Raw genomic sequence first — 12,872 nt, 5'->3', positions numbered from 1 at the left:
GGTGGTGCGGATGAGTTCGCCGTGGCTGATGTCGTTGGTCCAGGTGGCGCCGCTGTTGGCCTTGCCGGCGAACGGGTTGGACTCGGTGGCGGCCTGCGGGGTCCAGGATCCGTTGAGGCTGGTGGCGGTGAAGGAGCGGAAGTAGCGGCATGCTGGAGCGGTAGATCTTGCCGTTGTCACCGGCGAAGAACAGGTACATGTTCTGGTCGTCGGCGATCAGGGTCTGGTCGATCGGGCCGGTGCCGGAACCGGAGATGCTGCCGGTGAACAGCGGCTGCGCCGACGACCACCCGTTCGGGTTCGTCGGGTCGTTCGAGGTGCGGTAGGAGAACGCGGTCGGTCCCCACTGGTAGGCCAGCACCCAGATGTTGCGCGGCGCGAAGTAGAACAGGGTCGGTGCCACAGTCCCCGACGACATCGCGTTCTGCGACGCGGAGGCCATCTCCGACCAGTTCGAGAACAACCCGAAGTTCATCGACCCCCACCGCGTTCCGGTGTCATGGGTGGTGGCGTAGACCAGGTGCCGGCCGTTGTAGGGCACGACTGTGAAGTCCTTCAACGACACCCAGCCCGAGCGCGGCTGCGCCAGAGCACCGGTCGAGGACCACCGGTACGACGACGGCAGGTTGCACGTCCCGCCCGGCGGCGGGGTCGTGGGCGGTGCAGTGGTCGGCGGTGCCGTGGTCGGTGGGGCCGTGGTGGGCGAGCCGGTCGGGCCGCTCGTCGGCGTGGTGCCGCCGGTGCAGGTCACCCCGTTGAGCGCGAAGCTGGTCGGCACCGGGTTGCTGCTGCCCCAGGAGCCGTTGAAGCCGAATGACGTGTTGCCGTTGGTCGGGATCGACCCGTTGTAGCTGACGTTGCGGGCGGTCACAGCGGCTCCGCTCTGGGTCAGCTCGGTGTTCCACGACTGGGTCACCGTCTGCCCGGCGCCGAACGACCACGTCAGCGTCCAGCTCGACACCGGGTCGCCCAGGTTCGTGATGGTGACGTTGGCGCCGAAGCCGCCCTGCCACTGCGACGAGATCGCGTAGTTGACCGAGCAGCCCGCGGCGGCGGCTCCGGCGGGCAGCGCTACGGCGACCGACGCCGACGCCAGCAGCGCGGCGCCGGCCGATGCCCATATGGCATTGACTGACCTGGATCTGGACATGAATTGACCTCCTGCGGGGGCAGCGGCTCTGGCATTGGCGGTGGCGATTGTGTTGTGAGCGTTAACAGCCGCGTCAGGGATGTTACGGGAGCGCTCCCACGCACTCAACAACTCATTTCCGCACCCACCGAATCAGCCCCCGCGCCCATCCACGCGCGCCTGCGCACTGTCCGTCCGGGTCAGCCTGAGTCGATCATGAAGTTGACCGCCCTCAATGCGGACAAACCCGCGGTCTAACCTCATGATCGACGCGCTTCAAGGGCGCGGACGGGAGGGGGAGAGGGAGGGGTCAGGCGGGGGTGCAGGGGGTGTTGTCGGCGGTGCACGCCGCGGGGGAGTCGTGCTGGGGGTCCGGGTCGCGGACGTCGAACCGGATGGTGGCTGACTCGCCGCCCGGCAACGCCCCACCGGTGAACGTGACCACGGTGCCGTCCTGGGTGGCCTCGGCCCCGCTCACGCTGCCCACTGTGGCGCCGTCGTGCAGCGTCACGGTGACCGTCCAGCCCGGACGCGGTGACGGGCCGGGATTGCGCAGCACCACCTCGCCCCGGTAGCCGAAGACCCGGTCGGTGACCGTCTCGTAGGTGGCGGTCAGCGGTGCCGCCGCCACCGTCGAGGGCGTCGCGCTCGGCGTACGGCTGGGGGTGGGTGACGGCGTCGGCGAGGGCGACGCGCTGCGGCGGCTGGCACTGGGCGTGGGCCGCGCGGTCGTGGGCCGGGCCGACGGCGTGGCGCTGGACGGCATCACCAGCGAGGTCGTGGGCGTCGGCGCGGCCGGCGCGGGCGGCTCGTCGGCGGTGGCCCACACCGTGGCCCCGGCCGCGGCGGCGATCAGCGTCACCGTGCCGGCTGCCAGCAGCACCCGGCGCCGCCCGGGGCGGCGCTTCTCGTCGCCGAGCAGCCGGACCACAGGCAGTTCGGCGGTCAGGCCGCCCTCGGCGCGACGCAGGTCGACGTTCTGGAACGCCAGCCAGTCGAGGATCGCGGGCAGCCGTCCGGTGACCGCCTGCTCGTGCTGCTCGGCGCGGGCGTCGGCGTCCCAGTCGCCCTCTTCGAGCACCTCCCGCACGGACAGCCGGGTGCCGTGCGCGGTGGGGGTCAGGTCGCAGGCGAGCCGGGTGGCCCGGCCGGTCTCCCGGCAGCGGACCACCAGCCGGTCCGGCGCGCGCAGCTCGACGGTCTCCACCTCGGTGTCGCCGTCGTAGCCGGGCAGCGCGGCGGTGGCGAGGATCCACCTCTCGGACCCGGGCGCGCTGTCGGCGAACCACTTGGCCAGCAGCGCGCGTTCCGTGAGCGCCCGCCAGGTCCGGGCGGGCGGGTGGAACAGGTCGACCTCGGTGACGATCTCGATCACGCGGAGACTCTAGGGCCTGTGTCAAGGTCGGTGCGGGGCACTGTCGCCGTCGTCGCGCCAGCGAGCCCGCCAGGCGGCCTCGCTCTCCTCGGCGCTGGCCTTCTCCTCGTGTATCAGCCGGCGCAACGCGACCCGGGAATCGGCGAAGATCACCAGCTCGACCGCCACCAGTGCCACGCAGATGGCGGTGAGCAGACCCAGCGCACCGAGCGCCGGCAGGTGCCGGCCGACCGGCAGCGCCACGGCGAGCAGCACCACGGTGCCGACCCGGGACCAGGACAGCGTCCGCAGCGCGCGCCACTGGAACGCCATGTTGGCGGCGAGGTAGAGGAGCACGCCACCGAAGAGCAGCGGCACGGCCGGCCCGTGGCCGCGCTCCATCGGGCCGCCCGCCGGGTCGGTGACGATGCGGACCAGTTCCTCGGCGCCGATCGCGAACAGGATCACCCCGGCGATCATGGGCAGGTAGAGATAGGCGTACGCATCGCGGGCCAGCGCCACCCGCGCGGGGCCGTGGGCGGCGTGCAGCGCGATCCGGGCGGCCGGGCCGATCATGTCGAAGTGCGCCCACCAGAGCGCCGCGGTGAACAGGATGCCGAAGATCGCCGCCGGGATCGCCGGCCAGGTCACGGGCTGGCCGAGCAGGTTGCCGCCGACGCCGACCGAGATGACCGACTCGCCGAGCGCGTTATCAGGATGAGGTCGTACCGCTCGGTCCAGTGCTCGGCCGAGGTGATCTTCCAGCCGTCGGTGCCGGCCAGCAGGCCACTGCTGTACTGGATGGCCACCACCGCGATCCACAGCCCGTCGCGCAGCCACGGGCCGACCTCCGGGGACACACGCGGCGGCAGCAGCGCCGCCACCAGCAGCAGGCCGGCCGAGATCACCGCCTCCGGAAGGAACAGCCGCAGCTTGCGCCGGGCCGGCGGGTCGTCGCGCGTGGCGTACCAGTACAGGGCGGTGTGCACGAACCGGATCACCACGTAGCTGATCGTGACCAGGATCGGGCCGGCGCTGCCCTTGTCCAGGTCGCCGAAGGTCTGCGGCAGCGCGAGCGCGAACGTGAACAGCGCGATCATGCCGACCACCATGAGGATCGGCACGAAGCCCTCGCCGAGGCGCAGCCGGGCGGCGACCGCGCTGTGCACCACCCAGCACCACCAGAGCACGGCGAGCACCAGCAGCGCGTGCAGCAGTTGCCGCGGGGTCACGTTCGCGGCGGTGGCGCGCGTGATGATGAAGAAGGACACCACGAAGACGAGGTCGAAGAAGATCTCGAACCGGTCGACCCGGGTGGCGGGGGCGACGCCGGTCGCGGGCCCGAGCCCTTTGCGCCACCGGTCGCCACCCACCGGGCGAGTGTGTCAGCCCAGGTCAGGCCGGGTGCCGCTTTCGCCGGCCATTCCACCGGTCCGACGGGGAAGCCGCGCGCTCAGCCCGCCGCCGGGGCGGCCAGGGCGAGCACGTCGCGCAGCCCGTCGCGCAACGACCGCCCCGGGTGCTCCAGCCACTCGTGGGCGGCGATCCGCAGGGACGCGAGGAACGTCGCGGCGACGATCCGGGCCCGCAGCGCCGCGTCCGGTCCGGTCAGCCGGCGGGCCAGCTCCGCGGCCATCTCCCGCTCCAGGGCCGCGTACGCGCCGACTTGGTGGGCGGCCAGGCTCGGGTGGCCGTGCAGCCGGCGGCGCCGGCTGAGCCAGGGCTCGGCCGGATCGTCGTAGCCGTCCTCGGCCTGGACCAGGGCGGCCCGGGTCAGCGCGGCCCACGGCGACAGCTCCGCCGGTTGGTCCGCGACGAGCCTGAGGAGCCGTCGCAACCGCAGCGTGTCGCCGTGAAAGAGGGCCTCCTCCTTGCCGCCGAAGTAGTTGGAGAACGTCCGCCGGGAGACGTTCGCGGCGTCGGCGATCGCCTCGACGGTGATCCGGTCGGGGCCGTGCTCGACGGCGAGGGACAGCGCCGCCTCGTGCAGCGCCAGGCGGGTGGCCGCCTTCTTCCGCTCCCGCAGCCCGGTGCACTCCTCCATGGGCCAAGCGTAGGTGACCCATTTCTCAATGGGCAAACTTGCCTGCCGGGCAAGGTTTAGTGTTGATTGCTTGAGGCAACGAAGCGGCCACCCCGTATCGACACACCTGGAGGACGCGCGCATGAGCGCACCCACCACGACGGCTGCGGCCGCCCCCATGAGCAAGCGGAAGACGCTGGAGGCGCTCAGCGGTCTGCTGCTGGTGCTCTTCGTGGCCATGCTGAGCAGCACCGTGGTCTCGACCGCCCTACCGAAGATCATCGGCGCGCTCAACGGCTCGCAGACGCAGTACACCTGGGTGGTCACCGCCACCCTGCTCACCGCCACCGCGACCACCCCGATCTGGGGCAAGCTGGCCGACCTGTTCAACAAGAAGCTGCTGATCCAGATCGCCATCGTGGTGTTCCTGGTCGGGTCCGTCGCGGCCGGCTTCGCGCAGAGCGCCGGGCAGCTCATCGCCGCCCGCGCGTTCCAGGGCATCGGCGTCGGCGGCCTCCAGGCGCTCGTGCAGGTCGCCATCGCGGCCATGATCCCGCCGCGTGAGCGGGGCCGCTACAACGGCTACCTGGGCGGCGTCATGGCGCTGGCCACCGTCGGCGGCCCGCTGCTGGGCGGCCTGATCGTGGACACCTCCTGGCTCGGCTGGCGCTGGTGCTTCTTCGTCGGCGTACCGGTCGCGGCCGCCGCGCTGTTCCTGCTGCAGATCACCCTGAACCTGCCCACCGTGCGCCGGGACAACGTCAAGATCGACTACCTGGGCGCGACGCTCATCGCCGCCGGCGTCAGCGTGCTGCTGATCTGGATCTCGTTCGTCGACGACTCCTTCGCCTGGGTCTCCTGGCAGACCGGCGCCATGGTCGGCGGCTCGGTGCTGCTGCTCGCGCTCGCCGTCTGGGTGGAGGCGCGGGCTGCCGAGCCGGTGGTGCCGCTGCACATCGTCCGCGAGCGCACCACGGCCCTGGCGATCCTCGGCAGCCTCGCGGTCGGCATGGCCATGTTCGGCGGCGCGGTCTTCCTCGGCCAGTACTTCCAGATCGGCCGCGGCTACAGCCCGACCGAGGCCGGCCTGCTCACCATCCCGATGATGGCCGGTGTGCTGATCTCCTCGATCGTGGCCGGCCGGATGATCACCGCGACCGGGAAGATCAAGCCGTACATCGTGTTCGGGGCGGTCGTGCTGGTCATCGGGTTCGCCATGCTCGGCACCATCGACCACGAGACCTCGCTGGTCTTCGTCGGCCTCGCGATGTTCATCGTCGGCGTCGGCGTCGGCATGACCATGCAGAACCTGGTGCTCGCCGTGCAGAACACCGTCGCGCTCAAGGACATCGGCGCGGCCAGCGCCAGCGTCGCGTTCTTCCGCTCGCTCGGCGGCACCATCGGCGTGTCCGTGCTCGGCGCGGTGCTCGCCCGCCGGGTCAGCGACCGGATCACACACGACCTCGCCGCGGCCGGCATCCCCACCTCCGGCGGGGGCGGTGGCAGCACGCTCAACCTCGACGCGCTGCCCGAGCCGGTCCGGCAGATCGTGCGGGCCGCGTACGGGGACGCAACGGGGCACATCTTCCTGATCTCGGCCGCCATCGCGGTGGTGGGTATCGTTGCGGCGCTGCTGCTGCGCCCGGTCACCCTGCGTTCCAGCCTCGACCTGCCGGACACCGGCCGTTCGGTGGCGGTGGGAGCGGACGCCGTCGACGGCGCGCCCGCCTTCGACGAGGTGAGCGTGGACTCGGCCGGCCGGGAGGAACGCGCCCGCCGCTGAGCCCGTACCCCCAGGGCCGTCGCCGACCCCGGCGGCGGCCCTGGTCCATGCGGGGACGAACCGAAGGAGGAGCCGTGGACGTCACGCGGACCGCGCCCGCCCGCCTCGCCGCATGGCAGCGGGCCGCGCGCGAGCTGGCGCTCGTCGCTGTGCTCTTCCTGGCCTACAAGGCGGGCCGGCAGGTGGTGGCCGGGCACGCCGAGGTGGCCCTGGCCAACGGCGAGTGGGTATGGCGGCTGGAGCGGCTGCTGCGCCTGCCCGACGAGACGCTCGTGCAGGGACCGCTGCTGGCGCACGATCTGCTGGTGCGGGTGGCGAACTCCTACTACGCCTACGTGCACTTCCCGGCCACAGTGCTCTGCCTCGTCTGGCTCTGGCTGCGCCGCCCGGCCCACTACGTGCGGCTGCGGCGGGCCCTGGCAGCGCTCACCGCGGTCGCGCTGGTGCTGCACGTCTGCGTCCCGCTCGCGCCGCCACGGCTGACCGCGCTCACCGGGCTGGTCGACACCGGCACCCGGTTCGGGCCGAGCGTCTACGGACCTCCCGACACCGACCAGCTGAGCAACCAGTACGCGGCCATGCCGTCGCTGCACGTGGGCTGGGCGCTGGCGATCGCGGTGGCGCTGATGGCGGTCACCACCGGACGCCGCCGCCGGCTCTGGCTGCTTCATCCGCTGGTGACCGCGCTCGTGGTGGTGGTCACCGGCAACCACTACTGGCTCGACGGCGTCGTCGCGGTGGTGCTTCTCGTGGTGATCCTGGCCGTGCTGCCGACACCCGCACCGGACCTGCCCACGCTCCCGCCCGGACCGCTGCGCCCGCACGTGGTGCCGGCGCCGCGCCGGGCCGGCCGCCGCCGGAACCCGAAGGTCCCGGCGGCGGCCGACGTGCGGCTGCGGCCACCCGGCCGGGGCTGACCGCCGCTCAGCGCAGCGTGCAGACCGTGCCGTTGAGGCGGAACGCACCCACCGGCACGTTCGGTCCGCTGTACGCGCCGACGAAGCCCACAGTCGTGCTCCCGCCGTCGGCGGCGAGCCGCCGGTTGTCGGCGGTGGGCGTCACCCGGACGTCGCGGCCCTGCTGGTCCCAGGTGGCGCTCCACCCGCTGCTCACCTGCTGCCAGGCGGTCGGCCAGGTCCAGGTGAGCGTCCAGCCGTCGACGGCCTTCGCACCCGTGTTGATGACCTCGACGTTCGCCACGTACCCGTTGCCCCAGTCGTTGTCGTCGTCGAACCGCACCGCGCAGGAGCTCTCGGCGGGGCTGCCGGTGGCGAACGTCAGCGGCGGCGACGACCACGAGACCCGCCCGGCGGTGTCCCGGGCCAGCACGTTGACCGTGTAGCGGGCGCCCGGTTCGAGGTTGCCCACTGTGAGCGAGGTGCCGGCGGTCTCGCCGAGCTGCTCGCTCACCGCGCCGTACTGGCGGTGCACCTCGTACTTGGCGATCGGGGATCCTCCGGGCGTGGCCGCCGGCCAGGAGATGGTCGCCGCGCGGTCGGTCACCGTGCTCGCCGTCGGCCGGCCCGGGGCGCCGGGCCGCCCGGCCGAGCTGCCGGCCGGTCGCAGCACGAGCGTGGTCAGCGAGTACGGCGGCAGCGTCCGCGCGGCCGCGCTGCCGGAGCGGCCGGTGCTGATCCCGGTCGCGCCGTTGGTGAACGTGTGCACGGTCGGTGCCTCGTCGGCCGGGGTGAACCCGGCGTAGTCGAGCGCCACCGGGTACGCGTTGTCCGGGTCCTTGTTGAGCAGCAGGACCGCGACGCTGCCGTCCGGCCGGCGGACCGCGTGCGCGGCGACCAGCGGCTGGTCGGTCCCGGCGCGGACGAGCTGGTCACCGGGCCGGACGAACAGGTTCATCATGGACAACGCGTGGTACGGCGCGAACGGGGTGTTGAACGCCGGCTGGCACACCTCGCCGTCGCTGGTGCAGTTGCCGCTGGAGAGCAGCCCGAAGTCGCCGTAGTCGGTCTGCCCGGCCACCTCGGAGACGGTGCCGATGCCGTTGTGCACGTTCCACCACTGCACCGTGAACACGCCCTGCTCCAGCAGGCCGCTGTAGGCGTCGGCCAGGAACAGCGCGCCCGGCGCGGTGGTGCGGCCGGCGTCCACGTTCAGCTCGGTGAAGCTGATCCCGATCCGGTCCGCGCCGGGGCCGGCGTACCGGGCGATCTGCTGGCGCAGCAGCCAGGCCGCGTCGGGCAGGTGGTTGGTGCGGGCCAGTGAGTCGGCGGCGCTGCCGCCCGGGTACCAGTGCACGTCCACGAAGTCGATCTTCGGGCCGGCGATGGACAGCACGGTCTGGTTCCACGGCCCCGGATCCGATCCGGCGGTGATGCCGTCCGGCCAGTTGCCGGGCATGGTGAGCACCGCGCCGACCTTGATGCTCGGGTCGACCGCCTTCATCGCGTCGGCGTACTCGACCACCAGCCGCGCGTACTGGGAGGCGCTCTTGTCCGGGTGGTCGTCGGCCTCCCAGGCCGAGCCGTAGTGGCCGTTGCCGTAGTTCTCGTTGCCGACGGTCCACCACTTGGCGCCGTAGCCCTTGGTGACGTTGGCGTAGCGGACCCACGCCGCCGCCTCGGCGGGCGTGCCGGTGCCGTAGTTCGCGATGATCATCGGCTCGGCACCGACGCGGCGGGCGCCGGCCATGAACGTGTCGAAGTCGGTGTTCGGTGCGACGTAGCCGCCGGGCGCGGTGTGCGTCTCCCAGTGGTAGATGTCGGCGTACGAGCCGCCGGGGTAGCGCAGCATCTTCACGCCCGCGGCCTTGAGCAGGTCGGACGTCTCGGCGCTGCCGAGCTGCGAGTCCCAGATGGCGTGGTTGACGCCGAGCGCGGTGGCCGGGACGGTGGCCAGCCCGGCGCGGGTGTTGACGGTGACGGTGACCGGGTCGGTGGGGTCGGCGGCGGCGACCGGCCCGCCGACGGTGCTGAGCGCGGTGGCGAGCAGCAGCAGGCTGGCCGCGAACGCGGTGGTTCTCCTCATGCGGGGGTGTCCTTCGGAGTGGGACGACGAGGCGATGCCCGGTCTGCGTCGTCCTCCCGGAGCCGTGACGGCGACGGGTGCCCACGAACGACGATCGGCTCCGCGCGGCGAGCCATCGATGAGGATCATACGCCCGGCGCGGGGGAGTGCAGGGCTTAATTTATAGACAGGAGTCTTTACTGTTAACAATGTTTAATTTATGTTCGGGGCACCTTCCGTTCCCCCCGAAGGAGTTGCCACCATGCGCCGAAGAATCACCCTCCCGCTGCTCACCGCCGGTGCCCTCACCGGGACGCTGGCGCTCGCCGCGCCCGCGCAGGCCCACGGCTACGTCTCCTCGCCGCCCAGCCGGCAGGCGCTCTGCGCGCAGAACCGGGTGCCCGACTGCGGTCAGATCAAGTACGAGCCGCAGAGCGTCGAGGGCCCCAAGGGCCTGCGCAGCTGCCACGCCGGCATCGCCCAGTTCGCGGTGCTCAACGACGACAGCCGCAACTGGCCGGCCACATCGGTCGGCAGCACCGTCACGTTCACCTGGGTCAACACCGCCCGGCACGCCACCGCCAACTGGGAGTACTGGATCGGCGGCACCCGGGTCGCCGTGGTCGACGGCGGCGGCCGCCAGCCCGGCGCGACCGTGTCGCACACCGTCAACCTCGGCGGCTTCTCCGGCCGGCAGAAGCTGCTCGCCATCTGGAACATCTCCGACACCGCCAACGCGTTCTACTCCTGCGTCGACCTCCAGATCGGCGGCGGAGGCGGCAACCCGACCCCGCCGCCCACCCCGACCGCGGCGCCCACCACGCCCGCGCCCTCGCCCACGCCCACCCGGACCAGCACCCCGGCACCGGGCGGCACGTGGACCGCCGGGCGGGCGTACCAGGTCGGTGACACGGTCACCTACGACGGCCGTAGCTACCGCTGCCGCCAGGCGCACACCGCCATCGCCGGCTGGGAACCGCCGAACGTACCGGCGCTGTGGCAGCAGATCTGAGCCCGCGTACCCGCGCGGTGGAGCCGGCCGGTCCCCGGCTCCGCCGCGCGTCCGCCGCGGCCCTGCTCGGCGTGGCGCTGGCCCTGCCCGGGTGCGGCGGCCCACCGGCCGCCGATCCGTCCCCGCCGGTCCCGTCCGCCACGACCTCGGTCCCGGCCGGCGCGGACGCCACTGTCAGCGGGATCGACGCGCTGTTCCTGGCCATGATGGTGGCGCACACCGAGCAGACGCTGGAGATCGTCCGGCTCGGCCTCGACCGAGCCACCGACCCGCGGATCCGCACGCTGATCGCCGCCGTCCGGGCCACCGAGACCGACGAACTGGCCACCATGCGTGGCTGGCTGCGCGAGGCCGGCCCGTCGGCCGCCGCCGCGGCCGCCCGGCACGACCACTCCGGGCACAGCGAGGCCGCCGCCGGACTGGCCCGCCTGCGCGCCGCCGCGCCCGCCGACGCCGACCGGGTGCTGCTCGACGTGCTCAGCCGGCACCAGCGCACCGCGGCCGACCTGGCCCGTGCCCAGGTCGCCGCCGGGACCAGCGAGCGGGTACGCGACCTCGCCCGCCGCATCGACCGTTCGCGTACGGCCGAGGTCGACCTGATGGCCGGCCTGGGCTGATCGGCGGCGTGCCGAAGCGCCGGAGCTGCCCGGACGGGGCATGACCTTCGTCACGGTCGTCGCCGCCGGTGACCGGCTCGACAAGAGCGGCGAATCGGCGCGCACCAGCCCTTTCCGCGAGCCGGCGGAGCAGATCGGCGCCGGCGGCGCGGCCGGTTCGCGTGCCGCCGCGGTTCTCCCGTCGGCAAAACCGGCCGCGCCTCGTCCCAGGTCATGGCTACGCTGTCGCCCGGACGCCGCCCCGCCGCGCGTTCCGCCCGCGCTCCGCAGACGGCGCGCGGCGCCGCCGCCGACACCCAGTGCCGGACCGGATCCAGGAGACCGTCAGTGACCCAGCAACCCGTCGCGACGTCGACGAAGCTCGACGCCGCCGTACTCAAGGTGGCCGGCGTCGTCGTGCTCGGTGCGATCATGTCGATCCTCGACGTGACAGTCGTCAGCGTGGCGCTGCCGACGTTCCAGAGCGAGTTCGACGCCACGTACGCCCGCGTCGCGTGGACCATGACCGGCTACACGCTCGCGCTCGCCACGGTGATCCCGCTCAGCGGCTGGGCCGCCGACCGGTTCGGCACGAAACGCCTCTACATGGTGGCGCTGGCGTTGTTCACCATCGGCTCGGGGCTGTGCGCCACGGCCGACTCGATCGGCGAGCTGATCGCCTGGCGGGTGATCCAGGGCCTCGGCGGCGGCATGCTCATGCCGCTCGGCATGACGATCATGACCCGGGCCGCCGGCCCGCACCGCATCGGCCGCCTGATGGCGGTGCTCGGCATCCCGATGCTGCTCGGCCCGATCACCGGCCCGATCCTCGGCGGCTGGCTGATCGACGTCGCGAGCTGGCACTGGATCTTCCTGATCAACCTGCCGATCGGCGTGGTCGCCCTGGTCTACGCCCAGCTCGCCCTGCCCAAGGACAACGCCGAGCCGTCCGAGTCGTTCGACTTCCTCGGCATGCTCATGCTCTCGCCGGGTCTCGCGCTGTTCCTCTACGGCATCTCCACGCTGCCCGAGACCGGCACCGTCGCCGACACGAAGGTCTGGCTGCCGATGCTCGCCGGCGGCGCGCTCGTGGTCGCCTTCGTGCTCTACTCGTTCCGGCCCCGGCACCCGCTGCTCGACCTGCGGCTGTTCCGCAACCGCAACCTGACCATCGCCACCGTCACCATGTTCGTGTTCATCATCGCGTTCATGGGCGCGGGCCTGCTGTTCCCCAGCTACTTCCTCCAGGTGCGCGGCGAGACGACGCTGACCGCGGGCCTGCTGATCGCGCCGCAGGGCATCGGCGCGATGCTGACCATGCCGATCGCCGGCATGCTCGCCGACCGCGTGCCGGTCGGCCGGACGGTGCCGTTCGCGCTCGTGCTCATCGCCGCCGGGTTCTTCACCTTCACCCAGCTCGGCACCGACACGTCGTACTGGCTGCTCTGCGGCTCGCTGTTCGTGATGGGCCTCGGCATGGGCGGCACGATGATGCCGATCATGACCTCGGCGCTGAAGACGCTCAGCGCGGCGGAGGTGGCGCGCGGCTCCACGCTCGTCAACATCCTCCAGCAGATCGGCGGCTCGGTCGGCGCCGCGGTCATGTCGGTCATCCTCACCAGCGAGCTGAACGGCTCCCGGCCAATCCCCGGCGTCACCGACCCGGCCACCGGCGCCCCGCTGACCGAGGCCCAGCTCGCCATCGCCTCCCAGCAGCAGCCCGAGCTGATTCAGCAGTTCCCGGTGCCGCCGTCGCTGATCGAGCGTGGGCTCGACTACGCGGCGAACTCCTTCTCCACCACGTTCTGGGTCGCCTTCGGTCTGGTGCTGCTGACCTTCATTCCGGCCGCGTTCCTGCCCCGCCGCCGCGAGCCCTCGCACCTGCTCGACGGCGACCCGGGCGAGGACAAGCGTCCGGTGCCGGTCCCGATCCACTGACCGCCGCCGTGACCCGGGGCCGGACGCAGAAGCGTCCGGCCCCGGGCCGTTTCCGGCGCCGCGATCCGCCACCCCG

8 protein-coding genes and 2 pseudogenes are annotated in these 12,872 nt (G+C 72.5%); 5 read left to right on the top strand and 5 right to left on the bottom strand.

Features of this window, described 5'->3' with window-relative positions; all coding sequences use genetic code 11:
• From IF06_RS32205 to IF06_RS0118460, 4 genes and pseudogenes are all read right to left on the bottom strand, one after another.
• A pseudogene (locus tag IF06_RS32205) lies at nucleotides 1-1,150 on the bottom strand (non-reducing end alpha-L-arabinofuranosidase family hydrolase); the annotation flags it as partial.
• A gap of 289 nt (nucleotides 1,151-1,439) precedes the next feature.
• Complete coding sequence (locus tag IF06_RS0118470) at nucleotides 1,440-2,504, bottom strand: SRPBCC domain-containing protein (protein ID WP_030272475.1); 1,065 nt, start codon at nucleotides 2,502-2,504, stop codon at nucleotides 1,440-1,442.
• Nucleotides 2,505-2,525: 21 nt separating this feature from the next.
• Nucleotides 2,526-3,856: pseudogene (locus IF06_RS34880) on the bottom strand (low temperature requirement protein A).
• 80 nt (nucleotides 3,857-3,936) lie between these two features.
• Complete coding sequence (locus IF06_RS0118460; RefSeq protein WP_030272473.1) at nucleotides 3,937-4,527, bottom strand: TetR/AcrR family transcriptional regulator; 591 nt, start codon at nucleotides 4,525-4,527, stop codon at nucleotides 3,937-3,939.
• 121 nt (nucleotides 4,528-4,648) lie between these two features.
• Between IF06_RS0118460 and IF06_RS0118455 the strand changes: the two genes are divergently transcribed.
• Complete coding sequence (locus IF06_RS0118455) at nucleotides 4,649-6,289, top strand: MDR family MFS transporter (RefSeq protein ID WP_013286163.1); 1,641 nt, start codon at nucleotides 4,649-4,651, stop codon at nucleotides 6,287-6,289.
• 74 nt (nucleotides 6,290-6,363) lie between these two features.
• A complete protein-coding gene (locus tag IF06_RS0118450) occupies nucleotides 6,364-7,206 on the top strand; it encodes a phosphatase PAP2 family protein (protein WP_030272471.1) in 843 nt (280 codons plus the stop codon).
• Between the two features lie 7 nt (nucleotides 7,207-7,213).
• Here IF06_RS0118450 and IF06_RS0118445 read toward each other — a convergent pair whose 3' ends face one another.
• Nucleotides 7,214-9,271 carry a cellulose binding domain-containing protein gene (locus IF06_RS0118445; RefSeq protein WP_030272469.1) on the bottom strand — a complete coding sequence of 686 codons (2,058 nt, stop codon included), beginning with the start codon at nucleotides 9,269-9,271 and terminating at the stop codon, nucleotides 7,214-7,216.
• A 241-nt stretch (nucleotides 9,272-9,512) separates the two neighbouring features.
• Here IF06_RS0118445 and IF06_RS0118440 point away from each other — a divergent pair, with 241 nt between their 5' ends.
• The 3 genes from IF06_RS0118440 to IF06_RS0118430 all read left to right on the top strand — a co-directional run bounded on the left by IF06_RS0118440 (nucleotide 9,513) and on the right by IF06_RS0118430 (nucleotide 12,796).
• Nucleotides 9,513-10,262, top strand: a complete 750-nt coding sequence (locus IF06_RS0118440; RefSeq protein ID WP_030272467.1) for a lytic polysaccharide monooxygenase — start codon at nucleotides 9,513-9,515, stop codon at nucleotides 10,260-10,262.
• On the top strand, nucleotides 10,247-10,879 hold the full coding sequence (locus tag IF06_RS0118435) for a DUF305 domain-containing protein (RefSeq protein ID WP_030272465.1): 633 nt from the start codon (nucleotides 10,247-10,249) through the stop codon (nucleotides 10,877-10,879). Before IF06_RS0118440 ends, IF06_RS0118435 begins: the two co-directional genes overlap by 16 nt.
• Nucleotides 10,880-11,206: 327 nt before the next feature.
• Nucleotides 11,207-12,796, top strand: coding sequence for a DHA2 family efflux MFS transporter permease subunit (locus tag IF06_RS0118430; protein ID WP_030272463.1), 1,590 nt, complete (start codon nucleotides 11,207-11,209; stop codon nucleotides 12,794-12,796).
• Nucleotides 12,797-12,872 lie beyond the last annotated feature (76 nt).

Source organism: Micromonospora globosa (assembly GCF_000717585.1).
In the GTDB taxonomy this organism is placed as follows: domain Bacteria; phylum Actinomycetota; class Actinomycetes; order Mycobacteriales; family Micromonosporaceae; genus Micromonospora; species Micromonospora aurantiaca.
The sequence above is the reverse complement of the archived record's forward strand: the minus strand, read 5'-3'. Positions and strand labels throughout refer to the sequence as shown.

Bases quoted from the DNA above. Each gene is read 5' to 3' on its own strand.
- IF06_RS0118460 (WP_030272473.1), bottom strand. From the start codon at position 4,527: ATGGAGGAGTGCACCGGGCTGCGGGAGCGGAAGAAGGCGGCCACCCGC.
- IF06_RS0118455 (WP_013286163.1), top strand. From the start codon at position 4,649: ATGAGCGCACCCACCACGACGGCTGCGGCCGCCCCCATGAGCAAGCGG.
- IF06_RS0118445 (WP_030272469.1), bottom strand. From the start codon at position 9,271: ATGAGGAGAACCACCGCGTTCGCGGCCAGCCTGCTGCTGCTCGCCACC.
- IF06_RS0118440 (WP_030272467.1), top strand. From the start codon at position 9,513: ATGCGCCGAAGAATCACCCTCCCGCTGCTCACCGCCGGTGCCCTCACC.